This is a genomic window from Nesterenkonia alba DSM 19423 (genome assembly GCF_000421745.1).
In the GTDB taxonomy this organism is placed as follows: Bacteria; Actinomycetota; Actinomycetes; order Actinomycetales; family Micrococcaceae; genus Nesterenkonia; species Nesterenkonia alba.
The window spans coordinates 21998-47205 of sequence record NZ_ATXP01000001.1 but is presented as its reverse complement, the minus strand read 5'-3'; the positions used below and the strand labels follow the sequence as shown (position 1 = coordinate 47205).

Below are 25208 nucleotides of genomic sequence, written 5' to 3'. Positions count from 1 at the left end.
CAGTGGATTGGTCGCAGGATTTCCCTGTTTGTCATCTTCGGGTTCACCGCGAGGTCACCCGGGGTTCCTACTGTCGCTGAAAGTGGAACGGTCCAGGCCTCACCCCTGAGGTGCGGAGAGGGCCGGTTGCCGCGCACCACACGCACCGCTTGAGAACTCCTGGGAGAGGCTTCACCATGCGATACGCCGCACACACGATGACGGGATTGACCGTCGCGGCCCTTGTACTCACCGCCTGCGGAAACGGCGGCGACGGGCAGGGCAGCACCGCAGAGACCAACGGCGGGGCCACCACCGCCGGCAGCGTCGACACCGGGATGGACACCGGCGCCCCGGCCCTGTCTGAGGAACGCACGGCACCGACCGGCCAGGCCCCCGAGCTAGAGGAACTTGTCGAATCCGGGGACTTACCGCCGCTTGATGAGCGCATGCCGGAAGAGGCGGTGACCATCATCGGCGCCGACGGCGTGGGGCAGTACGGCGGTGAGCTGCAGATGGCCATGAACGGCAACGATGACGACTCCACGATCCGCCGCTACGCCGCCTATGAACCCTTGGTGCGGTGGGACGCTGACTGGTCGGATGAGTTGACCCCGGGTGTGGCCCGCGACTGGGAGGTCTCCGAGGATGCGACCACATTCACCTTCCACTTAGAGGAGGGCATCCGCTGGTCCGACGGGGAACCGTTCACCACCGATGACATCGTCTTCGCCTATGAGGATGTGCTCTCCCATGAGGAGCTGACCCCCGGTGGTCCCACCGACTACCTCACCGACCCGGAGGGCAATTTCCCGGACCTTCATGTCATCGATGACTACACCATTGAGCTGCAGTTCGAGGTGCCTCACGGGTTGTTTCTGATGAACCTGGCCCGGGCGGAGGAGGACGGGAAGTTCCACCGGTTCCCACGGCACTACCTGGAACAGTTCCACATCGATTACAACGACGACGCCGAACAGCTCGCCGAAGAGGAAGGCTACGAGGACTGGGCGGACATGTTCACCTCGAAGGGCTGGGTAACCCTGGGAACCGGCTTCGACTCCCGCTGGATGAACCCGGATCTGCCCCAGCTGAACCCCTACATCATCGAGACCCCCGCCTATGAAGGCACCCGGGTGACCCTGACCCGCAACCCCTACTACTGGAAGGTGGATGAAGAGGGTAACCAGCTGCCCTACACCGACCGGTTAGTCTTCGACATCTTCGACTCCGCGGAGGTCATTGCCTTCCGGGCCGCCGGCGGGAACATCTCTTACCAAGACCGGCACTTCGACCACGATTTCCGTCCCCTGCTGGCCGAATCTCAGCAGGAGCACGGGTACTCCCTGGTGGATGTGGTCTCCACCGATATGAACACCATCGTCTTCGGGTTCAACCATCACCACGAGGACGAGGCCACCGCGGAAATCTTCAACGATGTGAACTTCAAGGCCGGACTGTCCCATGCGTTGAACCGTGAGGAGATCATCGAGCTGGTCTACTTCGGTCAGGGTGAGCCCTCCCAGGTCAGCCCCCGGGAAGAGTCGGCGTACTACCACGAGGAGCTGGCCACCCAGTACCTGGAGTACGACGTCGACCTCGCCGGTGAGTACCTCGATGAGGTGCTTCCGGAGACCGACTCAGAGGGTCGGCGTCTGGGTCCCGATGGCGAGCCGTTCACGTTCTCGGTGGATGTCGCCACCGACCGTTCGGTAGAGCATGTCGATGCGATGCAATTCGTCCAGCAGTACTGGGCGGAGGTCGGCATCACCGTGGAGATCAACTCCATGGACCGGGATCTGCGCAACGAGCGCCGCGACTCTGGTGACTTCGATGTCATCGTCCGTGACGGCTCCGCCGGGCTCCAGGACGCGATCCTCCGTCCCCGGTGGTACATGCCCGAGGGCACTTCCTCCACCTTCGCTCCCCTGTGGGGTGAGTTCTGGGAGGACGGCGAGGGCTTGGAGCCTCCGGCCGACCACCCGGTGTGGGAGCAGTGGGAGCTCTACGAGCAGATCCTCGTCGAGGCCGATCCGGACCGCCAGACCGAACTGTTCGAGCAGGTGCTGGACCTCTCCGCGGAAATCTTCTGGGCTATCGGTGTCTCCACCAGCCCCAACCGTGCCGGGGTAAAGGCCGAGGGGCTGATGAACGCCCCCGACACGCTCTATGAAGCCTCCGCTTTCCAGAACCCTGGCCCGGCCTACCCGGCGGTGTGGTGGTGGGAGAACCCCGACGACGCCGTCGCCGATGAACAGGACGACGCCCAGGAGTTCGTCGACGAGTACGAAGGAGAACCACTCCCCTCTGACGAGGGGTAAGGACACCCGCTCATGCTGCAGTACACGATCCGGAGACTGGGCTGGTCACTGCTGACGATCTGGCTGATCTCCATCGTCTGTTTCTTCATCATCCAGGCGCCCCCAGGGGATTTCGTCTCGGTGTTGATCGCCCAGGCGGAGGAAGACGGCCGGCGGCTCTCAGCCGCCCAGATTGACGTACTGCGCGAGCGCTACGCCCTGGACCAGCCGTGGTACGCCCAGTACTTCACCTGGATCTGGGGCATCCTCACCGAGTTCGACTTCGGGTACTCGTTCCGATGGAACCGCCCGGCCACCGACGTCATCATGGAGTACTTGCCCTTCACCATCCTGCTGGCCGGCGGGGCGATGATCCTCACCTGGTTCATCGCCTTCGCCATCGGGATCTACACCGCGGTGAAGCGCTACAGCGCCGGGGACTACTTCTTCACGTTCTTAGGGTTTATCGGGCTCTCCGTACCGAACTTCGTGCTGGCCCTGGTGTTCATGTACATCGCTTTCGCCTTCTTCGGCATGACCGTGGGAGGGCTGTTCTCCCCGGAATACGTCGAGGCTGACTGGTCGGTGGCCCGGGTGCTGGATCTGGTGCAGAACCTGGCCGTGCCGGCGCTTATCATCGCCACCGCCGGCACGGCCGGGTTGATCCGCATCACCCGGGCCAACCTCTCCGACGAACTGGTCCAGCCCTATGTTGTCGCCGCCCGGGCGCGCGGTCAGCGCGAGAATGTGCTGCTGCTGCGCTACCCGGTGCGGGCGGCGATGAACCCGTTCATCTCCACTGTGGGTTATGCGATCCCCTCAGTCATCTCCGGGGAGGTCATCGTCTCCTCGGTGCTCTCCCTGCCCACGACCGGGCCGGTGCTGCTGGGTGCGCTGCGTAACCAGGACATGTACTTAGCCGGCAGCTTCCTGCTCATCCTCGGAGTCCTGACCGTCATCGGCACGGTGATCTCCGATCTGCTGTTGGCCTGGGCGGACCCACGGGTGCGCCGCCAGCACTCCGGAGCCACCGAGTGACCAAGGAGAGCGTATGACCACCATCGAAGGTCCCATCCCCGAAGAAGACCGCGGCAAAGACACCGGCCAGAAGTCCTCAGCGTCTCTGACCTGGCGGCGGTTCAAGCGGCACAAGCTGGCGCTGGTCTCCCTGTGGATCATCGTCGGTGTCTACCTCATCGCGATCTTCGCCGATGTGATCGCACCCCGGCCCGCCGGTGACTACAACCCCGACTACCCACTCATCCCGCCGCAGTCGGTGACCATCACCGACCCCGGCGACGGCCGCGGCATGGGGTTCTATGTACACGGCTACACCCAAGAGATCGACGAGGTCTCCTGGAACCGGTACTACACCGAGGACCCTGATGAGCTGCACAAAGTGGAGTTCTTCGCTTCCAGCGGGCACGATTACCAGTTCCTCGGACTCTTCACCACGGACCGGAAGCTCTTCGCCCCGGAGGATGCCGATGCCCCCTTCTTCCTCTTAGGCAGTGACTCCAATGGCCGTGACATCTTCTCCCGGGTGATCTACGGGACCCAAGTGTCGATGTCGATCGGATTAATCGGCGTCGTGCTCTCCTTAGTCATCGGAATCGCCTTGGGGGCTGCCGCCGGGTTCTTCCGCGGGGTGGTCGACACCGTCATCCAACGGATCACTGAACTGTTCATGTCGCTGCCGTCGATTCCGCTGTGGATGGCACTGGCCGCAGCGATTCCACGCGAGTGGGGCCCCTTGACCATCTACTTTGCGATCACGGTGCTGCTATCGCTGATCGGCTGGACCTCCCTCGCCCGGGAGGTCCGCGGACGGGTACTGACCCTGCGCAGTGAGGACTACGTGGTCGCCGCCCGGCTCGACGGGGCCAGCCGCTTCCGGGTCATCCGCCGGCACATCCTTCCCGGGCTCACTAGCCACATCATCGCCTCAGTGACCCTGGCAGTGCCGGCGATGATCCTGGCCGAGACGTCGTTGAGCTTTTTAGGACTGGGCCTGCAACCGCCGGTGGTCTCCTGGGGTGTGCTGCTGCAAGAGGCGCAGAACATCCGCAGTGTCATCACCGCGCCCTGGCTGCTCATCGTCCCTTCGACGGCAGTCGTTATCGCCACCCTGTCCCTGAACTTCCTCGGCGACGGGCTGCGCGACGCCGCCGACCCCTACGGAGGTGCTGTCAAGTGAGTGAAGCTGTGCTGACTGAAACGGGGGCAGATGCCGCAGTGCCGGCGTCGTCGTCCCCGCTGCTGGATATCCGCGGACTGACCGTGGAATTCCCCACCGAAGAGAAGCTCGTCACCGCCGTGGACACCGCCGATATGGCCATCTACCCGCAGCAGGTGCACTGCCTGGTGGGCGAATCCGGTTCCGGGAAATCCCAGACCGCCCGGGCCGCGCTCGGGCTGCTCGACCCGCCCGGGCGCATCGCCTCCGGGCAACTACTGTTCCACCAGTCAGACGGTCAGGTGCTGGATCTGGCCACCCTGAAACCTCGTGGCCGGCGGATGCGGCACATCCGGGGCGGAGAGATCGGCATGATCTTCCAGGAGCCGGCGCGCAGCCTCTCCCCCATGCACACCGTGGGGTTCCAGATCGCCGAGGCGATGCGCTTACACCGGGGACTCAGCCGCGCTGAGGCCTATGAAGCAGCCGTGGACGCCCTGGCCGATGTCAAGATCCCCCGCCCGGAGCTACGCGCCAAGGCCTACCCCTTTGAACTGTCCGGGGGGATGCGGCAGCGCGCGATGATCGCCATCGCCCTGGCGGGACGCCCCCGGCTGCTCATTGCCGATGAGCCCACCACCGCATTGGATGTCACCACCCAGGCGCAGATCCTGCAGCTGTTGCGGGACATCCAATCCGAACGGGAGATGGCGATCCTGTTCATCACCCACGATCTGGGTGTCGTCGCCGATATGGCCGATGAGGTCTCGGTGATGCGCAGCGGGCAGATCGTTGAACGCCAAGAGGTCCACCGGCTCTTCGCCGCCCCAGAGCACGACTACACGCGGATGCTCTTAGCCGCCACCCCCAAGCTGCGCATCAAGCCCACTGAGCCCCTCGCTGATCGCGCCACCGCGCCATCCACACCTGGGGCGCAGAGCGCCGATGCCGAGGGTGTCGACAAGCTGGCAACTGAGCAGCAGGCACCGAAGCAGCGGATACCCGAGCAACTGGCACCCGAGCAGCTGACCGGTGAACCCCTGATCTCTGTGCGCGGGCTGACCCGCAGCTTCACCCTGAAGTCTGGGCTGCTTGGCCGTACGCGGCACGTATTACATGCCGTCGATGACGTCGACCTCGACATCCTGCCCGGTGAGACGCTGGGACTGGTGGGGGAGTCCGGATGCGGGAAGTCCACCCTGGCCAAGTGTCTGCTGCGAGTGGAGAAACCGAGCTCTGGCACGGTAACCCAGCGGCTGACCGACCGAACGCCCACTGAGGTGGCCGCAGCCCCGGAGGCCTCGTTGCGGGCCTACCGTCAGCAACTGCGCATGGTGTTCCAGGACCCGTTCGGTTCGCTGAACCCGCGGATGACGGTGCGGGACATCCTCGCCGAGCCGCTGCGGCACCAGCAGGTGGCTGTACGGACCTCGGGCACCGGAGCACGGCGGCCCGAGGCACAGGGCACTTCCAGGCCGATCACCGACGAACGGCTCGTGGAGCTGCTCGAGCTGGTGGGTCTTCAGGCTGGGCACTTAGACCGGTACCCGCATGCCTTCTCCGGCGGGCAGCGGCAACGCATCGGCATTGCCCGGGCCATCGCCACCGACCCGCAGGTGCTGGTGGCCGATGAGGCAGTCTCCGCACTGGATGTCTCAGTGCGCGCCCAGGTATTGGACCTCATGGGTCAGCTGCAGGACACCCGGGGCTTAAGCTACCTGTTCATCTCCCACGACATGTCCACTGTTGAGCACCTCTCCGACCGGGTGGCAGTGATGTATCTGGGCAAGCTGGTGGAGACTGCTCCGACCGCCGCGTTGTTCGCTGAGCCGAAACACCCGTACACAGAGACATTGCTTTCGGCGGTGCCGATTGCCGACCCCGTGCGCCAGCGCAGCCGGCAGCGGGTGGAGATCTCCGGAGAGTTACCTGACCCCACCAAGAAGCCCTCGGGCTGCCCCTTCCGCAGCCGGTGTCGCTTCGCCGAAGAGATCTGCGCGACCGATACCCCAGCCCTACGGGATGTGGGCCCCGGGCGGGAGGCGGCCTGCCACTTCGCCGAGGAGTTGGACCTCACCGGCGTCGCCCGCTAGACAGCACCTGCGGGCAGCCCCGCTGCGGAACAAGCGGCACCCCCGCCGCCCCGGTGTGCCCCAGCCGGCCCCGGTGTGCCCACCGCCCCCGGTGTGCCCCAGCCGGCCCGGTCTGCCCGGTCTGCCCGGTCTGCCCGGTCTGCTCGGTCTGCCCGGTCTGCCCGGTGCACACTCCGCTAACCTCCGCGGCTTTGTCGAAACACCGCGGCATATATCCCGCTGAGCTTCGACAATCCCGCGGAGGGTATGAAAGAAACGGGGCCACCTCGGGCACGGCAGGCCTCACACACAGCCCCCGCACCCGCAAGCCGGACGGACCCGCAGGCTTAACGTTCCGGGATGTAGAACCCCTGGTCGGCGAGCATCGCCGCGGTGACCTCGGCATCGACGTGTTTGCCCACGGTGACCCCGCCGGGCAACGGCGCCACCGAATGCATCACGGTGTGCTCATAGACATGAACCAAGTGGAGCGCCTGGGCAGCGTCGCGCCCGCGGGTACCGCGTCCGGGGGTGAACAGGTCCTGGGTATAGCAGGTCGCCGCCGCCACCGAGACCGGAATCCCCGCAAAGGTTGCAGAGGTGCTGTAATGCAGGTGCCCGGCGAGGATGGCGCGCACATCAGTCCCGGCCAGCACCGGTGCCAGCCGCGACTGGTCCCGCAGCTCCACGGTGACTGCGAGGTCCTGCACACAGGGCACCGGGGGGTGATGCATCGCCAGGATGCTGCCCTCCGGGGCCGGTTCCGCCAGCACCTCCCGCAACCAGGCCAGTTGGCGATCCTCCAGCTCACCGTGGGCGTGACCGGGGACCGTGGAGTCAAGCACGATGATCCGCAACCCACCGAGCATGATGACTCGGTCGTCGGGGTCCTCGGTGCCGACGACGCCGAGCAGCTGCTCCTTCATCGTCGCCCGATGGTCATGGTTACCCATCACCCAGATCAGCTCCGCCCCCAGGTGCTCAGCGGCTGGTTCCAGCACCCCGCGCAGGTCCCGATAAGCGGCTTCCTCACCGCGGTCAGCCAGGTCCCCGGTGATGACCAGCGCCTCCGGAGCCACTCCGGTGTCGGTGAGTGCGGCCAGCAGTGACTCCAGCCGGGCTCGCGGGTCTCCGGTACCGTGCAGCCGCTGCCCCGGCGGCACAAAGTGCGTGTCCGAGATATGCACCAGGAAGTGATCTGCGCGGGGGTACTCGGCGGCTCGCAGCCCGGTGGTCTGGGGGTGCGTGGACTGGGCGCTACTGGTCGCTGTGCCGGTGGTGCTGGTCTGTGCGGTCACGGGGTCCTCTCAGGATCGAATCAGGGGTCAGTGGGCACGGTCTGCCCGGGTTGCCTCGACCCGGGTGGTGCGACCGTGCGCCCGGGCAGCAGCTCCCCTCGGACAACCTCACGGATGGGTTCCGCGGGTTCCTCGGCGAGCAGAGTTTTCATGTGCGCGACGGTGCGCTGGGCTAGGGTCTCGACCCCAATCCGGTAGGTCGCCAGCCCGAGCAGGTCCACTCCGGGGGTGACGCCGTCGTATCCGGTGACCGAGTAGTCCTGAGGAGCGTGCAGCCCGGCCTCGGCGAAGACTCGAATGAGGGCCAGCTGACGCATGTCATTGGGACACATCACCGCAGTGGCCTCGGCGCTGCAAACCAGGTGCAGGGCCTCGGCGATGCCGTCGGTCTCCGGGGTCACTTCGACTTCGACGGGTTCGATCCCCCGCTCGGTCAGCGCGTCGATCATGGCGGTGCCCCGGACATACTCCGGGTAGGAGACCTCCGGGACAGTGCGCAGCACCGCGACACGGCGGTGCCCGGCCTCCGCAACGAGCCGACCCAACTGCTCCCCGGCGTGCTGCTCGTCGTAGGAGACCGCGTGAATGTACCCGGTGGCCTCCGGACGCCCCGCCCGCAGGATGGGGATGCGTTCATGGAAGGGTTGCAGCTGCTCACTGAACACCCCACCGGTGGCCACGATGAGCCCGGAAACTCGCATCCCCATCAGCCAGTCCAGGGCAGCTACCTGCTCCTGGGATCGGCCCCCCGGTCCGGAGCCGATCGTGGTGGAGACCACGCGCAGCCCCGCCGCAGTGGCCTCCTGGTGCAACAGAGTAAACAGCAGTCCATAGGCGGGATTAGAGGCATCACGCAGCAACAGTCCGATGGTTCCGCCACTGTGCTGTGCCAACTCGGAAGCCATCACATTGGGCACATAACCTAAGTCCGCAGCGGCGGCGAGCACCTTCTGCCGTGTGGTCGCCGAGACCCGGCTCTGCTTTAACAACGCCCGGGAAACAGTGGATTTTGAGACCCCGGCGGCGGAGGCGACGTCGTCGATGGTCGGTGTGCGGCTGATCTCTGCAGACATGTTCACATGCTTCCAGCTGAGACCAGTGAAGCGTGCTCAGTGCGGACTAAACGTGCCGGCTCAGCTGCTGGGCCGGCGTCGTCGGCTGTGTCCTTTTTTCGCGGACGACGACGCCGTGGCCCCCCTGTGGCACGTCCGTACACCAGCCACATCACAGCGGTGGAAATGACCATGATGAGCACCGTGTAAACGAAGGTATTCGCCCGGGCGTTGAGGTCGGTCGTCGACTGGGTGTTCTGGTGGATGACCGGCCCTAACGGTTGGTAGAGCGGGTGAGCGAGGAAGACGGTGGTGTCGTAGTCATCCACCAGGGAGATGAAGTTCAACCCGAAGACCGCCGCGGCAACGGGAAGGACCGCCGGCAGCAGAATGCGGCGGAAAATTGTCCACGTGCCGGCACCCATGAGCACCGCAGCCTCCTCCAGGGAGTGATTGATGGAGGCGAAGGCCGCTTTCATCAGCCGCAGAGTGAAGGGAATCTTGATGATGACATAGGCCACCAGCAGGATCAGCGGGGTGCCGCTGAGCGCGTTGTTGAACAGCAGGGGACTCGGGGCGTCGAAGCTGAGGATGAGGCCCAAGGCAATCATCGCTCCGGGCAGCAGCCACGGCACGTGCAGCAGGTATTCAAACGCACTGGTCATCCCGTTGCGGTACTTCACCAGGATGCGCACCACCACCAGCATGCCCACCCCGACGACCCCGGCGGCCAAGGCGCTGTAGGTGATCGAGACGACAAACGGCCGCAGCGCGTTGGGCTGGGTCAGAACCCGTTCGTAGTTGTCCCAGGACATGTTCTGCACCGCGAAGGCGTTGGTCTGGATGCTGTGCGCATCGACGAAGGAATACAGCACGATGAGCACCGGCGGAGCCAGATAGATGACGAAAAGGGTGTACGCAGCCACGTGCACGACGACGTTAGCCACCGGGTTCGCGATCTTCTGCTTGGCCAGTGGGGTCGCCACTTTGGACAGGGAGAAGTAGGTGCCACCGGCCTCCATGCGCGTGAGGAAGACCAGCATTGCGATAGTGGCCAGACCAAGCACCAGGGCCATGAGTGCGGCCAGATCCCTGGACTGCGGTGAGCCGGCGAAGGAGAGGATCATCGGGGCGATGGTCTGGAAATCTCGCCCACCGAGCACGATGGGAGCCGAAAGTGCCCCGAGCCCGGTGAGGAAGCTGAGGATGGTGATCGCGAAGATCATCGGCTTCACCGTGGGTAGCACCACTCGGCGCAGGATGGTCCAGTCCCCGGCGCCCATATTCTTGGCGGCCTCAATGGTCTGCTGGTCCACTTTGGCAATGGCCGAGGAGAGGAAGAGCAGGTGGTTGGTCGTCGTCGCGAAGGTCATCACCACCAGGACTGCGAAGAACCCTTCGAACCAGTTCGGATCCATGCCGGGGAAGACTTCCAGCAGCAGTTCGGTGATGATGCCGTCGTGGCCATAGATGAACCGGTAGGCCGCAGCCACGATGATGCCGCCGTAGACCAGAGTGGTGGCGTAGCCCAGCCAGAGGATCCGGCCACCGCGGATGCGGAAGTACTTGGTGACCAGCACGATGAAGATGCCCACCACGTTGGTGGAGATCGACAGCGCCACCGCCAGCAGCACGGAGTTCCACAGCGAGCGCATGGCCCGGTCGGAGGAGAGGATGCGCTCCACTGCGCGCCCGGAGAATTCGCCGTCAGGGAAGAACGTCTCGAACAGCAGGTTGATATTGGGCCAGATCAAGAGTGCGACGACGAACCAGCTGAGCATCAGCAGACTCACCACTACGAAGGGGGAGCGCAGCATGGATTTCATCGAGGAGCTCATGCCGGGCCCTCCGCGTAGCTAAGCACGTGGGAGGGATGGATGCCGACCTCAGCGGGTTCACCGACCTGCGGGCGAGCCCCACCGTCTTCACGCTGGAGGATCTTCAGCTCGGCGCCGAGGACATCCACGGTGTAGATGGTGTGGGTGCCGTGGTAGGACTCAGCCAGGACGGTGCCGGTGAACCGGGCGTATTCGGCCGGCAGGGGTGCCCCGGCGGTCTCCAGGAGGGCTTTTTCCAGGCGCAGGTAGCTTAAGTGGCTTGTGCTGATGCCGAGCCGTTCGGTCAGTGCTGCTGAGAGGTGGGTGGCCGCGCCGATGAAGGTGCACACAAACTCGGTGGCGGAGCTGTCGTAGATCTCCCGCGGGGTTCCGACCTGTTCGACCCGGCCCCGGTTGAACACCGCGATGCGGTCGGACATGGTCAACGCTTCGTCCTGGTCGTGGGTGACATACAGCGTGGTGATGCCGAACTCGGATTGCAGGGCTTTAAGTTGACCGCGCAGCTGGCCACGGAGTTTGGCGTCCAGATTGGACAGTGGTTCGTCCAGCAGCAGGATCTTAGGCTGTAGCACCAGTGCTCGGGCGATGGCGACCCGCTGCTGCTGGCCCCCGGAGAGTTCGGAAGGGTTCTTCTGCAATTGGTCTTCAGTGAGGTCGACCCGACGGGCGACGTCGGCAACGAGGTCTTGGCGTTGGCTGCGGCTGTGCCGGCGTAGCTTCAGTCCGAAGGCGATGTTCTCCCAGACGTTCATCGAAGGGAAGAGCGCGTAGTTCTGGAAGACCATCCCCACCTGTCGTTTGTCACTGGGCAGGTGGGTCACGCGCCGGTCATCGACGTAGACCTCACCACAGGTGGGCTGGGCGAAGCCGGCCAGGGTCCGCAAAGCGGTGGTTTTGCCGCACCCGGAGGGGCCGAGGAGGGTGAAGAATTCCCCCTCGGCCACCTCGAGGCTGAGGTCCGGGATCGCGGTGAAGTCACCGAACCGGACCTCGATGTTTTCGTAGCGAATCACTGCAGGTACTCGAGCTCGATCGTTTCGATCCAGGCGGGAAGGTTCTCGGCGACGAAGTCCCAGTCGATGTCCTGGATCTGGAGGTTTTCGTGGAGTTCGACGATCTCGTCGTCGGCCTCATCGATGGCTCCCTGCACCGCGGGCATGGAGCCGAAGTTCTCGCTCCAGGCTGCCTGGGTCTCAGCGCTGCCGAACCAGTCGATGAAGTCCTGGACCTCGTCCTGGTAGTCGGTGCCGTTGACCATGGCGACCTGTTCCACCGCGAAGGGGATGCCGACTTCCGGCTCCATCATGCCGACCTCGATGCCGTATTCCTCTTGGCGGTTGTAGATCGAAGAGGTGCCCGGCTGCTGGGCCATGTCGATGGTGCCATCGGCCATGCGTACCCAGGCGTCGGTTTCCGGTTCGGCGGGGTTGCCGTGCTCAAAGTACAGCTCAACCTGCTCCCAGCCCTCCTCGGAGATGCCGAGGTCGCCGTCGGAGTCTTGGTAGCGGGTCAGGATCCCGGAGAAGACCATCTGTGTGGTGGCGCCGCCGAGGTCCGTGACCGACTCGTAGCGGCCGTGGAACTGCTCATCCTGCCAGAGGTCCATCCAGTCGCTGGGGGCTTCGTCCTCGCTGATTGCCTCAAGGTTGTACACCAGGGGGATGCCCTGCTGGACGATGGGGTGGAAGTAGCCCTCACCGGAGGGGTCGCCCAGGGCGGGGTCGGCGACGTCGTCAGCCCATTCGGGGGTGTAGGGCACCACGACGTCTTCAGCCACTAACTGGGAGAAGAACACACGTGGTTGAGCCCGAAGACGACGTCGGCCACCGGGTTGCCTGCCTCGGCGATGAGCCGGTTGGTCAGGTCTCCGCCTCCGATGCCGACGACTTCGATGTCGAAGCCTTCCTCGGCGGCCTGCTCAGTCAGCCAGTCGGCCGACTGCTGGCCCTCGGCGTTGCTGTGGGCATCGGAGTTCGTGTAAACGACCAGGGTGCCGTCGCTGACCTCGACGGGCTCGTCGCCGGTGGTGTCGGCGGCTGCTGTGTCGTTGCCGGCGTCGTCATTGTCATCGGTGCTGCCGTTGCCGTTGCCACACGCGGTCAGGGCCAGCAGGGCGGCCAGACCGGCGGCCGTGGTGACTGCGCCGGTGCGGGGAAATGGGTAGGTCATCAGGGAGTCCTTCTCTTCAGGTGGGTGCAAGCGGAACGCGGAGGTGACGCACTGTGCGGGAGCGCTCCCGCACGCGTCCACACTGGGATCAGCAGATGACGCCGAAGGAAGAAACAGGTGAACTGAACATGAACTCTGAGCGAAGAGTCCGACGTCGTCTGTTGACTCTCTGCCCAACCCTCCGCGGGATTGTCGAAGCTCAGCGGGATATATGCCGCGGTGTTTCGACAAAGCCGCGGAGGTTAGAAGAATGCAGGCGCGTTTAACTCAGGAGGAGCGGAGGGGGACCGGTCCAGACACGGTGGCCAGGAAGGGTCGGACGCGCTCAGCTGAGCAGCGCGGGGATCTGACCGGGGTGATCGACGACGTCGGTTACCCACCCCGTCTTCAACCCCTGGGTGATCTCATCCTCCTCACCCGAACCACCCCGGGTGATGATCCGCCGAGCCACCCCGACACCCTGGGCGCCGTAGGCGTCGTTGTAAGGCTTATCCCCGACCATCACCGCATGCTCGGCAGCGACCCCGGCGGCACGCAGGGCATAGTCGAAGATGCTGCGGTGGGGCTTCTTCCACCCAAACTCATCAGAGCAGACCCAGGCGTGGATGTGTTCTTCCAAGCCGTAGCCACGGATGATACTGCGCACCCCGAGCCCGCAGATCGTGTTGGAGACGATGACGACCCGTCGGGAGGTCTGCGTGCAGTACTCCAGCAGCTGACGGATCCCCGGACGTTCGGTCTTGACCGACTTTGACCGGTACAGCGCCAGCTGTAGCCGCCCGGCTTCGGCGCGCAGCGCTTGACGCTGCTGTTCGGTGACCTCCGCGGCTGTGAACTCGCCCCAGTACTGTCCGGCGGTAATCTCCCCGAACAGCTCAAGCTCGTCTTGGCGCTTCTTGTGCACCTTGTACTGCTGGTGTGCGCCGCGGATGATGCGCAGGCCCGCACCAGGGGCGACCGGGCATCCGGCCCGAGCCAGCACCGCCTCAACGGCCTCTGCGGCCTCAGCGAAGGGCTGCTGCGGTGCGGTTGTCGCGGAGACCACCCCGCCGTGATCGAGCAGGATCGCCCGGTGGGTGTGTTGCAGCAGGGCTGGTGAGTCCAAGGTGCCCCCGGGGTGCCGGGTGAGCTGAGGACTTGCTGCTTCGGCGTCGTCGGTGGTCCCTGGTTCTGCTTCCACCGGGGCATGGTCCACGGCGTCGCGCAGGATGGTGAGCAATTGGGCCGGGGTTTCAACGACCGCTTCAGGGGCGGAGTCCACCAGGAAAGGGGGCTCGTCAGTGTGCTGGGAGCGGGTCAACACCACGGCCCCCACTCCGGCCCGGCGCCCGGCCACCAGATCCCGGTCCAGGGTGTCACCGACGTACCAGCACTCAGCCAGCTCCACACCGAGTGCGGTGGACGCCCGCTGCAACATCTGCGGGTGTGGTTTGCGAATGCCGGCCTCATCGGAGTAGATCTGCACCCCGAACGCCGCATCGAGCCCGAGCTCAGCGAGGATCCGGCGGTGAGCCCGCCCGGCGTGAGCATTGGAGACGATACCCAGGGCGATCCCGGCGGTGCGAGCGTAGTCGATGAGTTCGGCGGCCCCTTCGCGCAGCAGGTGGTCGGTTAAGGCGGTGGACATCTCATCGAGCAGTTCGGCGCCCCAGCCGGTGAGCACAGCCCGCGCCGGGTCCGGCAGATCACCGAAGTAGAAGTCACCGAGGATTTCGGTGACATCCAGTTCGCGGGGCTCGCGGCGGCGGGAAGCAGCATGCTTCCAGTGTTTTAGCGCCGTGGCGCCGGCTGTGAGGCAGGCTTCGATCCGCTCGGCGGAGACCTTCACTCCCGTGGCGGCTAGCCGCTGGCTGAGGTCTGCGGCGAACTCTGCCCGCCCCTGGGTGCGTCGAGCGGTGCGCACGATCACTCCCCCAAAGTCCAGCAGCAGCGCCCGGGGTGCTCGGTGCAAGGCTGCCGGGGTCTTCAGAGTCATCGTCACAGGTGCGTCCTTCGCGTCGGTGGGGGTGGGGGTCTTCGGTGAGTACTGGGCGAAAGTACGAACACCCGGTGACGTTTTGGGGCACGCGAGGTTAACAGCTCTGGAACGTTCCATGACACTTCACTGGAACGGTTGAGCCGGAGCGGTTTTACCGCCTGCGCGCCTCTACTGTGGGCAATGAATCCCCAGCTCACCGCCCCTTAGACCGGAAGAACCGCCGCCTGATATGTCTGCCTCGTCAACCTCCGGAGTCGCCCGACGTCGGCGCCGCAGCGATCGAAGTCCCACGATCCACGACGTCGCCAAGGCCGCTGGAGTCTCCAAGTCCGCAGTCTCTTTGGCCATCCGCAACCAGAAAGGCGTCTCCGAGGCCACCCGGGAACACATCCTGGCGGTGGCCCAGGAGCTGGGGTACCGGTCCAATGTGTGGGCCCGATCCCTGGTGCAGGGGCGCACCGGGTTGGTCGGGGTGTTGCTGCAGGACCTAGGGAACAGCTACCACCGGGATGTCACCGCCGGGGTGGAAGACGCCGCGGCTGAGCACGACCTGCGCCTGGTCATCGGGCACGGCCGTCGGGACCAGAAGCGTCTGCAGGCGGAGCTTGATTCCTTGCTGGCCCTCGGTGTGGAGGGGGTGGTCATCATCAGTGCCTGGGTGCCGCCGGCTTACTTGGATCAGGTGGCCCGCCGGGTTCCGCTGGTGGTTGTGGGTCGGCTGCCTCAGCATGTGCCGGGACTGGACTCGGTGGCTAACCAGGATGAGATCGGTGCTCGGGCCGCAGTAGAGCATCTGGTGGAACTGGGGCACACCCGGATCGCGCATCTGACCGGGTCTACGGGTCCTGCTGCGATGCAGCGACGCCGGGCGTTCCGGCAGATGATGCGCAGCCTGTGGCCGGAGGTCGAGCCGCAGGTGGAGGGACCGGACCAGCTGCAGGCGGCCATTAAGTACCTGGTCTTCCAAGTGCGGCAGGAGGTGGCAGCCCCCACGGCGGTGTTCACCCAGAATGATCGGATCGCCGCAGAGCTGGTGGGTGCCTGCATCGACGCTGGTGTCCGGCTGCCGGAGCAGCTGAGCATCGTCGGCTATGATAACTCCAGTGTGTGCCGGATGTTGCGCCCGCAGCTGACCAGTGTGGATCAGCCTAGGGTGAAGATGGGCCACATGGCGCTGAATATGCTCTTCGAGCGGCTCGGTGGGCGCACCGAGGACAAGCACCTCACCGTGGCGCCGTCGTTGGTGGTGCGGGGGTCCACGACCAGCCCGGCGCTGCAGCACACCTAGCCGGTGCTGAGTTCCCGCCCGGCTAGATCATCTAGATGATCCGGCGTTGTTCGGCCCACCGGGTCAGTTCGTGCCGGGAGGAGAGCTGCAGTTTCCGCAGCACCTTGGAGACGTGGGTCTCCACCGTTTTGATGGAAATGAACAACTCGGAGGCGATCTCCCGGTAGGTGTAACCGCGGGCGATGAGCCGCATGACTTCCACTTCCCGGGCGGAGAGGCGGTCGAGTTCTTCATCGCGGACATCCTCAGCCACCGCTGAGGTCCCGAAGGCGTCAAGGACGAACCCGGCCAACCGCGGGGAGAAAACCGCATCCCCGGAGGCGACGGCGTCGATGGCTTGCAGCAGCTCTTCGGAACTGATCGTTTTGGTGACATAGCCCCGGGCGCCGGCACGAATGACGGAGACGACGTCGGAGGCCTCGTCGGAGACGCTGATCGCCAGAAACGTCACCTCCTGAAGCAGGTCCCGGCACCCGGTGACGACCTCGGCCCCTCCTCCACCGGTCCCACCGGGTAGATGCACATCGAGCAGCACAACCTCGGGGTTGTGTTCACGCACCGCGGCAATGGCAGATTCGACGTCGTGGGCTTCGGCGAGAACGTCGACCCGGTCGGCGAGCTCGGCCCGCAACCCGGCACGGAAGATCGCGTGGTCGTCAACGATGACCACACGGCGTCGTGCCGGCACAGTGTGCGGGGTGGGGACTGTGGTCATGCGGCGCGTTCCTCCGGTACGTCGTGGTCCTGCTCCGATCCTCCGCCCCCCGGTTCCGTAGCTCCCGGTTCCGTAGCTCCCGGTTCGGCACCACCTGACTCTCCCGTTGCCGACGACGTCGGCTCCTCCACTGGGAGGAAGAGCTGGACTTCGGTGCCGCGGCCTGTCGAGCGGATGTGCGCCCGGCCTCCGGCGCGGTGCATCCGGCCGATGATCGATTCGCGGACGCCGAGCCGGTCCTCGTCGATGGCCTCGACGTCGAATCCCTCCCCTCGGTCACGGACGAACACGGCGTCTTCACGGTCGTTAGATTCGACGTAGACCGAGGCCGGACCGGCGTGCTTGATGGCATTGAGAATGGCCTCGCGGGCTGCAGCCACCAGAGGTGTGTGGTCGCTGCGCTGCGATTCACCGACGGTGACTACTTCCACCGGGACCGCGTGCATCTCCTCTAATTCCGCCGCCGTAGCGAGCAACTGGTCTTTCAACGTGCCGGTGGCTTGGGCGTTCTGCCGGTACAGCCAGGTCCGCAGCTGGCGTTCCTGACTGCGAGCCAGCCGTTCCACCGCGGAGGGGTCAGCGCGCTGCTTCTGAATCATCGCTAGGGTCTGGAGCACCGAATCGTGCAGGTGCGCGGCGATATCAGCTCGTTCAGCTTCCGCGGCGGCACGGGCACGCTCGATCTGCGAGGTGCGGTAGAGCTTGATGAGCCACGGAGCAACCACCAAGGCAAGTCCGGCCAGCAGCATCGCCGCCACGGTCAGGCCCACAGCCAGGTCCGGGGTGTCAACGAGTCCGGAGGCGATGATGAGCACCGCCAGTAGGACCAGCCCTGCCCCGGCGGCGACCTGCCATAGCGCAGCGGTAGGGCGGCCGTCTTCACCGCGGCCGATGCGCTCCGGGCCTGCCCGGTCCAGTTGCGACCACGCTAACAGCACCCCGATGAGGATCACCACTGGGGTCAGCACCAGCCGCCAGTCGATGCCGACGCCGATGATCTGGGCGACCATCAACGCACTCACGGCCAATAACAGCCAGCCCAGGAGCACCTCAGGGGAGCTGGTCAGCGCATCAAGGAGGCTCTTGGCCCGCCCGGTGCCGGCGTCGTCGTCGGTTCCGGTCGGCTTCGGCGGGCCCACCGGCCCAACGGCGGGGCCGCTCAGCCCGCGCACAGCAGCTTCCGGAGTGGGCTCACGCTCGCTAGGTACAAAGATCCACAACCACAGGTAGAGCAGGATGCCCACCCCGCCGGCGAGAGTCAGCAGGATCATGGTGACCCGCACCAACGGAACGGAGACCCCCAGGTGCCGGGAGAGCCCCAGACAGACCCCGGCCACCGGCGCCGGTTGGCCACGCCGCAGCGGGGGACGCTGCACTCCAGCAGGCCCGGGGTGACCGGTGGGGGTGGTCTCCATGGCTCCATCCTGCCACGCGGGGTAGACCCTGACCGGTGTCTCAGGCGTGAACCAGGGCCTGCAGGGGCAGGTTCAGGGTGCCTCTCAGGGAGGTCCCTGATGGCGCCGGTTCACTGGGTGGAGCATCCTGGAAGGCATGAGCCACACCGATCACCCGCCACAGACCCCGGGCCCCGGAGAGGACCCGCCGAAAGGCGCCGACCACGCCATTTTTTCCTGGATGCGTTCGACCGGCCTGCGCCGCCCCGCTGACGGCTGGCTGGGCGGTGTGCTCTCCGGAGTGGCCGAGAAGCTCGGGTGGGATCCGATCCTGGTACGCGGGATCGGCGTCGTGCTCTTCATCCTCTTCTTCTCCCCTGCCGCCCTGATCTACGGGCTGGCCTGGCTGTTCTTACCGGATGCTCAGGGCCGGATCCACGCCCAGCGCGCCATCGGTGGGGACTACTCCAGCGGGTTCATCGGCGGGGCGATCCTCGCCGGTATCGGGGCGCTGAATATCTTCACCCCGAATGTGGCCGGCTGGTTTGCGATCTTCGTCAATCTGGCGATTCTGGCAGTGGTCGCGTGGATCATATGGTTGCTGGTACGCACGACGCCGAACACTGGCGCAGGTGCCTCCGGCGCCCGGGGTGCCGGCTCGGCTTCCCGCAGACGGGACTCTGGGGGGCCGGATTCTCCGCCCTCGCCGCAGGATGGGAAGCCGCCCTGGTACCCGAAAGAAGGCTCCACCAGTGGTCATCCTCCCTACGGTGGCTACTCTTCGGGCAGTGGCTATCCTTCAGGCGGTGGCTATCCTTCGGGTGACCCCGCCCAGGCGTCCACTGGCACCACTGTGGTGGCACCTGCGGAAACCCCACAGGAACGGGCGGCGAAACGGCGTCGTCGGATGGTGACGTTCGGACTGATCTTGCTATCGATCCCCGTGCTGGTCGCCACAGTCATGATGCTCTCCGCCCTGGGGGTCTCACTCTCGGCGGCGGTGCTGCTGGCGCTGGCCGGTGTGGTGACGATCCTGGCGGTGAGCCACATCATCTCCGGGTTGCGTGGTCGCCGGGGCCGGGGGTTCCTGCTGGTGGCGTTGACCACGCTAATGTTGATTCTCTTCGCCGGGCATTCCGGGGGGATCGGTGGTCCGACGCACGCCTTCGGCACCTTCGAGACGACCTCCACCGAGGAGGACGTCAACACCGCATTCTCCAATACGACCGTGGACCTCACGGAACTGCCGCAACGCCTGGCCCACGCGGAGGGTGTTGACGCCGATGACCCTGACTTTCATTACACCGAGTCGGTGGAGGTCAACGCCGCCTTCGGTAACACCGTGGTGATTGTTCCCGACGACGCCGCCGTGCTCCTCTCCGTGGATCAGGCCATGGGCAATATCCGCATCCGCACCCAGGACATGGACCACGCGGAACGGGGCCTGAGTTCAGAGGGTTTTGACTTCGGTCCGGAGGATTTCCGCGGCACCATCGAGCTGGAGGTCAATGCGGCTTTCGGCAATGTGACTATTTACGACGAAACCACCTACCGGGAGACACGATGACTCAGCCAACACACCCTAGCGACGGTCCTGACGCCACGCAGCGGGCGGCGGGGTCTTCGGTTCCACCCACAGTGCCGGAGCCGGAGGATGTGGACGCGCTGCTGTCGGAGTCGCTGCGGGCTGAAACCGAGGATGCGTTCTCCTGGAAGGAACCGCAGCGCCGACCCCGGTGGTGGGAGCGGGCGGAGCAGACCGGGACCCTGCACACCGCACCGGCGCCGTCCCCGGCCGCTCAGCAGAGCCGCGGTGTCCGGTTGGGGCCGCTCATCGTGGGTGGGGCCTGCTTGCTGTTGGCCTGGTGGGTGCTGGTCACCGTGGCGTTCGGGATCACCATTGACCCGCTGTTCATCGCGTTGGCGGTGTGCACCCTGGCGGGGGTGACGCTGGTGGCGGCGGGGCTGCGACCCAAACCGGGAGCCAGACTCTGACGCTGTGCGTCCCCCTGCGGGTGACCTGTCCCATTTCTGAGAGAACACAGAGAAGAGCCCCGGAGGGGATTTCCTCCGGGGCTCTTCTCTGTCAGAGCGTGATCGGCTCTTACTTCAGGGTGACGGAAGCGCCAGCACCTTCGAGGGCCTCCTTGGCCTTCTCGGCAGCTTCCTTGTCGACGCCTTCGAGAACCGGCTTCGGTGCGCCGTCGACCAGCTCCTTGGCTTCCTTCAGTCCGAGGGAGGTCAGGCCGCGCACCTCCTTGATGACGCCGATCTTCTTGTCACCGGCGGACTCGAGAATGACGTCGAACTCGGTCTGCTCTTCAGCAGCCTCGCCGCCGCCGTCACCGCCGGCAGCGGGGGCTGCAGCTGCGGCAACCGGGGCTGCAGCGGTCACGTCGAAGGTCTCCTCGAAGAGCTTCACGAACTCGGAGAGCTCGATCAGCGACATCTCTTTGAACTGCTCCAGCAGCTCTTCGTTGCTCAGCTTGGCCATTGGGGTGGCTCCTTTTCCTGGGTCTTACGTAGCAGCGCTGAACGTCTCAGCGCCCGCGGATCATGGTGTGTCGCCTGAAGCTCAGGCAGCCTCTTCCTGCTTGGCCCGCAGTGCCTCAACCGTGCGGACGGTCTTGGACAGCGGTGCCTGGAAGACAGCGGCAGCCTTGGACTGGGCGCCGATGAAGGCACCTGCCAGCTTGCCGAGCAGAACCTCACGGGATTCGAGATCCGCGAGTTTCTTCACTCCGTCCTCATCGAGGGGCTGACCATCCATGTAGCCGCCCTTGACGATGAGCTCGGGGTTGTCCTTGGCGAAGTCACGCAGCGCCTTGGCCACGTCCACGGGGTCACCGTGGACGAAAGCAATCGCGGAGGGACCGGACATCTTGCCGTCGAAGGCGTCGATGCCGACTTCCTTGGCCGCGATCTCGGTCAGCGTGTTCTTCACCACGGCGTAGGTTGCGTTCTCACGCACGGAGCGACGCAGGGTCTGCAGCTCGTCCACGGTGAGGCCGCGGTACTCCGTGAGCACTGCCGCTGTTGAGTTGTTGAAGAGAGTCTTCAATTCCTCAACCGCAGCGGCCTTCTCAGGATTCGCCATGGCACTCCTTACATCTGTCAGGCCGGCCAGGCTCCCGGGTGCTTGGGGCATAGAAAAAGCCCCGTTGCGCAGGGCAGACAGGGCTTCACAAAAATGACGACGACGCCGGTTCACCGGCTTCGCATCACGTGCAGTTGGCTCTTATCTCACCTGCGCAGGTCGCCCGGGAGGGTCTTTACAGCTGAGCCGTACTCCGGGGCGGTGCCCCGGTGACCGCGCACTTCAGCGCCAACTGGAGTGCGCACGGCTTCAGCGACCGGCGGTCTTTGGTCAGCGTCTACCGTACACTGCACCCGGGGTGCGCACCAAATGCGCAGCCGGTATGGGGGTCAGCTATGCGCTGCCGAGTAGGTCACGGATACGTTCGACGCCCCGGACGAGGTCCTCGTCTCCCAATGCGTAGCTCAGCCGCAGGTATCCACTGGGACCGAAGGCTTCCCCGGGGACGACGGCGACTTTGGCTTCTTCGAGGATGATTTCGGCGAGTTCTGCCGACGTCGTCGGAGTGCGTCCGGCGATGTCCCGGCCGAGGGCTTGGCGAACGTCGGGGTAGGCGTAAAAGGCGCCTTTGGGGGTGGGGGTGGAGAACCCGGCGATCTCATTGAGTTTGCTCACGATGGTGGTGCGTCGACGATCGAACGCTTCACGCATGTTCTCAATGGGTTCACTGGGCCCGGTCAGTGCCGCAAGAGCCGCACGCTGGGAGACATTGGCCACATTGGACGTCAGGTGCGTCTGCAGCGTGGTGGCGGCCTTGACGATGTCGGCGGGGCCGACCATCCATCCCACACGCCAGCCGGTCATGGCGTAGGTTTTGGCAACCCCGGAGAGGATCACGACCTGCTCCGCCAGCTCCGGAATGGAGGCGATAGATGTGAAGGGGGTGCCGTCGTAGGTGAGTTTTTCGTAGATCTCGTCGGTGATGACCCAGAGGCCCTGCTCTGCAGCCCACCGACCGATGGCTGCGGTTTCCTCCGGGGAGTAGACCGAGCCGGTGGGGTTCGAAGGGGAGACGAAGAGCATGGCCGTGGTGCGCTCGGTGCGCGCTGCCTCGAGCTGGTCGATGGTGACTTTGTAGTCCTGCTCGGGTCCGGCGAACACGTCGCGGGGCACCCCACCGGCGAGTTTGATGGCCTCGGGGTAGGTGGTCCAGTAGGGAGCTGGTACGAGCACTTCGTCACCGGGGTTGACCAGTGCGGCGAGGGAGGCATAGACGGCCTGTTTTCCGCCATTGGTGACCAACACCTGGGATGCTTCAGCCTGGTACCCGGAATCGCGGGTGGTTTTCTCCGCGATGACTTCGCGCAGTTCAGGCAGCCCTGCAGCGGGGGTGTACCGGTGGTTCTTGGGGTCCCGCGTAGCTGCTGCGGCGGCTTCGACGATGTGCTCAGGCGTGGGGAAATCGGGCTCCCCGGCCCCGAAACCGATGACATCCTCACCGGCGGCCTTGAGCGCCTTGGCTTTCGCGTCCACCGCCATGGTGGCTGACTCGGCAATGGATCCGATGCGCTGAGAGACTCGTGAGGAGGGAGAAGTCATGCCCACCACCCTATCGCCTGCCCTCATCACTGGACCAGGGCCCAGACAGGCTGACCACGGCGCCTCAGCAAGGGATCCCCGGCTATCTTCTCCTGACCCGGCACTTCGAATGTGCGCTGGTCACCTTCGATCAGCGCCTGGCTCGCGCGGCAGATGCAGGCCAAGATGGTCGGCCAGGGTGGTGCCGGTGTAGTCAGAGCGGAATCTCCCCTCGGCCACCAGCTGGGGGATGACCTCGCGACAGAACAGCTCCACACTCCTCCACGATCCGCTGGGGAGTGCGACGACGCCGTCGATCGCCCCGGCGTCCTGCCACCGGCCGATCTCCGTAGCAGCTTGGGCAGGGGTGCCCACTACCTGCCAATGCGCTGATGGACTGCCGACCGGAGAGCGCAGCAGCTCACGAAGCGTGGGCTGTTCGGCGCGGATGAGCCGCAGCACCAACTGCTGATGGGTTCTGCTGCGGGGCGTCTGCGATATCTTCTGCAGAACGCTCTCCGGAATTCTCTGGGCCAACTCCAGGTCCGACAGGTCCGCCCCGATTACCCTGGAGAGGCGCGCAATGCGTGCTGAGTCAGAGATCGGCTCTTTTCCCGCCTCATGGATGTCCTGAGCCTGCTCAGCAGTCTCAGCCAGCACCAGGACAAGCCCTGGCAGCAGGCGCACTGCCTCAGGCGTTCGCCCAGCTCGCTCTGCTCGTGCTCGTAGTTCTGCGCGCAGCCCTGCTGCTTCCTGAAGCGTCGGAGCGGAGGCAAAGACCGCATCAGCATGGACCGCCGCAAACTCACGCCCTCGTTCAGAAGCCCCTGCTTGGAAGATCGGTGGTGAGCCGGCAGGGTGCTGTGGGACGGTGAGCGGACCGGCCACGTCGAACTCCCCCAGCGGTTCCGGCATACTGCGGATGAGGCCGGGATCTGCGTAGCGTCCGGCCTGCCGATCAACCGTCACGGCCTCAGCGGGATAGGTCTCCCACAACTGCCTCACCAGCTGCAGAAAGCTTTCGGCCCGATCGTAGCGCGCCTCGGCGGTCGGCATGGATTGTTGACTGAAGTTCTCTGCCCCGTCCAACGAGGTGACCAGATTCCAGCCGGCTCGGCCCTCGCTCATCCAGTGCAGCGACATCAGCTGGCGTGCCAGCAGATACGGATCATAGAAGGTTGACGACGCTGTAGTCACCAGGCCGATGCGTTCGGTCACCGCAGCCAAGGCGGCCAGCTGAACAGTCGGATCCGTGCTGCTGAAGCCCGGACTTGAGGCCAGTGCCTGTGGATTCAGGAACAGTGAGTCGGCACGGAAGAGGAAGTCCAAGTGGGCCTGCTCGGCCATCTCAGCAGCCCGGCGGACAAAGCTGAGGGTGTGCATCTGTTCCGCCTCGCTGTCGGTGCGGCGCCAGGAAGCGCCGCGAAGCCAGGTCGGCGAGATGGAAAGACCGATATGAAGGGGCTGTCTCATGGTGTGGTCTCCCTCGCCGCGGGGGTGATGGGATCGGTGATGAGGCTGCCGATGGGAATGATCATGGGGGTGCCGAAAACCGGGTCGGGCAGCACGCGGCAGCTGAGCCCGTAGACCTGCTCGATCAGCGGCTCGCTGATGATCGCTTTCGGTGCCCCGGCGGCGACCACCCTGCCCTCCGACATCACCACCAGGTGGTCGGCGAACCGACAGGCCTGGTTCAGCTCGTGCAGCACGAGGACGACGGTGCGCCCGCGCTCCCGATTGAGCCGGCGGCACAGCTGCAAAACGTCCAGCTGATGGGAGATGTCTAAGAACGTCGTCGGCTCATCGAGCAACAGCAGATCGGTGTCCTGAGCTAACACCAAGGCGATCCATACCCGCTGGCGCTGACCACCGGAGAGTTCGTCAACAGGACGGTCGGCAAGTTCCTGCAGGTGGGTGTCTCGCAGCGCCAGGGCGACCTTTTCCTCGTCTTCAATTGACCATTGCTGCAGTGCTCGCTGGTGGGGGAAGCGTCCTCGCGCCACGAGATCCCCTACGGTGATGCCGCCGGGAGCGAGTGACGACTGGGGCAACAGGCCTAGCTGTCGGGCCACTTCTTTCGTGCTGTATTCAGCAATATTCCTCCCGTTGAGCACCACCTGTCCGGAGTCCGGTTTCAGGAGCCGCGAAACTGTCCGCAGCAGAGTCGATTTCCCGCAGGCGTTGGGTCCGATGACTGCGGTGATCTTTCCTGCCGGGATGTCCAGATCCAGTTGGTCGATGATTCGTCGCTGCTCATATGAGGCGCTCAGCTGTTCCGCCCGCAGCGGAGAAGATACCTCGTCTACTCGTTGTGTCACTGTGTCTCCTGTGTGC

Annotated in this window: 22 protein-coding genes; 7 read left to right on the top strand and 15 right to left on the bottom strand. The window is 65.1% G+C overall.

Annotated elements, in window-relative coordinates; all coding sequences use genetic code 11:
* The first annotated feature begins 176 nt into the window (after nt 1–176).
* From H578_RS12130 to H578_RS0100200, 4 genes are read left to right on the top strand one after another with little or no spacing between them, the layout of a single operon-like run.
* The gene (locus H578_RS12130; protein ID WP_022871698.1) at nt 177–2300 is read left to right on the top strand and encodes an ABC transporter substrate-binding protein; all 2124 of its coding nucleotides are present in this window, start codon (nt 177–179) and stop codon (nt 2298–2300) included.
* Nucleotides 2301–2312: 12 nt separating this feature from the next.
* Nucleotides 2313–3317, top strand: a complete 1005-nt coding sequence (locus tag H578_RS0100210; protein ID WP_022871697.1) for an ABC transporter permease — start codon at nt 2313–2315, stop codon at nt 3315–3317.
* A 13-nt stretch (nt 3318–3330) separates the two neighbouring features.
* Nucleotides 3331–4476 (top strand): ABC transporter permease, encoded by a 1146-nt coding sequence (locus tag H578_RS12125; protein ID WP_022871696.1) that lies wholly within the window; start codon nt 3331–3333, stop codon nt 4474–4476.
* Nucleotides 4473–6548, top strand: coding sequence for a dipeptide ABC transporter ATP-binding protein (locus H578_RS0100200; protein ID WP_022871695.1), 2076 nt, complete (start codon nt 4473–4475; stop codon nt 6546–6548). The genes H578_RS12125 and H578_RS0100200 overlap by 4 nt, the downstream gene beginning before the upstream one ends.
* Here H578_RS0100200 and H578_RS15810 read toward each other — a convergent pair.
* The 8 genes from H578_RS15810 to H578_RS12110 all read right to left on the bottom strand — a co-directional run bounded on the left by H578_RS15810 (nt 6529) and on the right by H578_RS12110 (nt 14859).
* A complete protein-coding gene (locus H578_RS15810; RefSeq protein WP_022871694.1) occupies nt 6529–6720 on the bottom strand; it encodes a hypothetical protein in 192 nt (63 codons plus the stop codon). The two genes, H578_RS0100200 and H578_RS15810, sit on opposite strands and share 20 nt — an antisense overlap.
* Nucleotides 6721–6874: 154 nt before the next feature.
* Nucleotides 6875–7825, bottom strand: a complete 951-nt coding sequence (locus tag H578_RS0100190; RefSeq protein ID WP_022871693.1) for a phosphodiesterase — start codon at nt 7823–7825, stop codon at nt 6875–6877.
* A gap of 20 nt (nt 7826–7845) precedes the next feature.
* Nucleotides 7846–8898 carry a LacI family DNA-binding transcriptional regulator gene (locus H578_RS12120; RefSeq protein WP_051130721.1) on the bottom strand — a complete coding sequence of 351 codons (1053 nt, stop codon included), beginning with the start codon at nt 8896–8898 and terminating at the stop codon, nt 7846–7848.
* A 2-nt stretch (nt 8899–8900) separates the two neighbouring features.
* Nucleotides 8901–10715, bottom strand: a complete 1815-nt coding sequence (locus H578_RS0100180; RefSeq protein ID WP_028463773.1) for an ABC transporter permease — start codon at nt 10713–10715, stop codon at nt 8901–8903.
* On the bottom strand, nt 10712–11728 hold the full coding sequence (locus H578_RS0100175) for an ABC transporter ATP-binding protein (protein ID WP_022871690.1): 1017 nt from the start codon (nt 11726–11728) through the stop codon (nt 10712–10714). The genes H578_RS0100180 and H578_RS0100175 overlap by 4 nt, the downstream gene beginning before the upstream one ends.
* Entirely contained in the window at nt 11725–12492 is a 768-nt protein-coding gene (locus H578_RS15190) for an extracellular solute-binding protein (protein WP_245554855.1), read from the bottom strand. The genes H578_RS0100175 and H578_RS15190 overlap by 4 nt, the downstream gene beginning before the upstream one ends.
* Nucleotides 12492–12884: a type 2 periplasmic-binding domain-containing protein gene (locus tag H578_RS16515; RefSeq protein ID WP_245554853.1), complete on the bottom strand. Its 393-nt coding sequence runs from the start codon at nt 12882–12884 to the stop codon at nt 12492–12494. Before H578_RS16515 ends, H578_RS15190 begins: the two co-directional genes overlap by 1 nt.
* 325 nt (nt 12885–13209) lie before the next feature.
* Entirely contained in the window at nt 13210–14859 is a 1650-nt protein-coding gene (locus tag H578_RS12110) for an HAD family hydrolase (RefSeq protein WP_022871689.1), read from the bottom strand.
* A gap of 232 nt (nt 14860–15091) precedes the next feature.
* Between H578_RS12110 and H578_RS0100160 the strand changes: the two genes are divergently transcribed.
* On the top strand, nt 15092–16150 hold the full coding sequence (locus tag H578_RS0100160) for a LacI family DNA-binding transcriptional regulator (protein ID WP_051130720.1): 1059 nt from the start codon (nt 15092–15094) through the stop codon (nt 16148–16150).
* 31 nt (nt 16151–16181) lie between these two features.
* Here H578_RS0100160 and H578_RS0100155 read toward each other — a convergent pair whose 3' ends face one another.
* Entirely contained in the window at nt 16182–16865 is a 684-nt protein-coding gene (locus tag H578_RS0100155; protein ID WP_022871688.1) for a LuxR C-terminal-related transcriptional regulator, read from the bottom strand.
* The gene (locus tag H578_RS12105) at nt 16862–18280 is read right to left on the bottom strand and encodes an ATP-binding protein (protein WP_022871687.1); all 1419 of its coding nucleotides are present in this window, start codon (nt 18278–18280) and stop codon (nt 16862–16864) included. Before H578_RS12105 ends, H578_RS0100155 begins: the two co-directional genes overlap by 4 nt.
* A 136-nt stretch (nt 18281–18416) precedes the next feature.
* Here H578_RS12105 and H578_RS0100145 point away from each other — a divergent pair, with 136 nt between their 5' ends.
* On the top strand, nt 18417–19826 hold the full coding sequence (locus tag H578_RS0100145; protein ID WP_022871686.1) for a PspC domain-containing protein: 1410 nt from the start codon (nt 18417–18419) through the stop codon (nt 19824–19826).
* Complete coding sequence (locus H578_RS0100140) at nt 19823–20254, top strand: hypothetical protein (protein ID WP_156837145.1); 432 nt, start codon at nt 19823–19825, stop codon at nt 20252–20254. The genes H578_RS0100145 and H578_RS0100140 overlap by 4 nt, the downstream gene beginning before the upstream one ends.
* Nucleotides 20255–20363: 109 nt before the next feature.
* On the opposite strand, the gene rplL is transcribed toward H578_RS0100140, so the two are convergent.
* The 5 genes from rplL to H578_RS12095 form a co-directional block, all read right to left on the bottom strand.
* The gene (gene rplL, locus H578_RS0100135; protein WP_022871684.1) at nt 20364–20753 is read right to left on the bottom strand and encodes a 50S ribosomal protein L7/L12; all 390 of its coding nucleotides are present in this window, start codon (nt 20751–20753) and stop codon (nt 20364–20366) included.
* A gap of 81 nt (nt 20754–20834) precedes the next feature.
* Nucleotides 20835–21356, bottom strand: coding sequence for a 50S ribosomal protein L10 (gene rplJ, locus H578_RS0100130; protein WP_022871683.1), 522 nt, complete (start codon nt 21354–21356; stop codon nt 20835–20837).
* A 333-nt stretch (nt 21357–21689) separates the two neighbouring features.
* Entirely contained in the window at nt 21690–22895 is a 1206-nt protein-coding gene (locus tag H578_RS0100125) for a pyridoxal phosphate-dependent aminotransferase (protein WP_022871682.1), read from the bottom strand.
* Between the two features lie 120 nt (nt 22896–23015).
* Entirely contained in the window at nt 23016–24347 is a 1332-nt protein-coding gene (locus tag H578_RS12100; RefSeq protein WP_022871681.1) for an NtaA/DmoA family FMN-dependent monooxygenase, read from the bottom strand.
* The gene (locus H578_RS12095) at nt 24344–25192 is read right to left on the bottom strand and encodes an ABC transporter ATP-binding protein (protein ID WP_022871680.1); all 849 of its coding nucleotides are present in this window, start codon (nt 25190–25192) and stop codon (nt 24344–24346) included. Before H578_RS12095 ends, H578_RS12100 begins: the two co-directional genes overlap by 4 nt.
* Between the last annotated feature and the right edge of the window lie 16 nt (nt 25193–25208).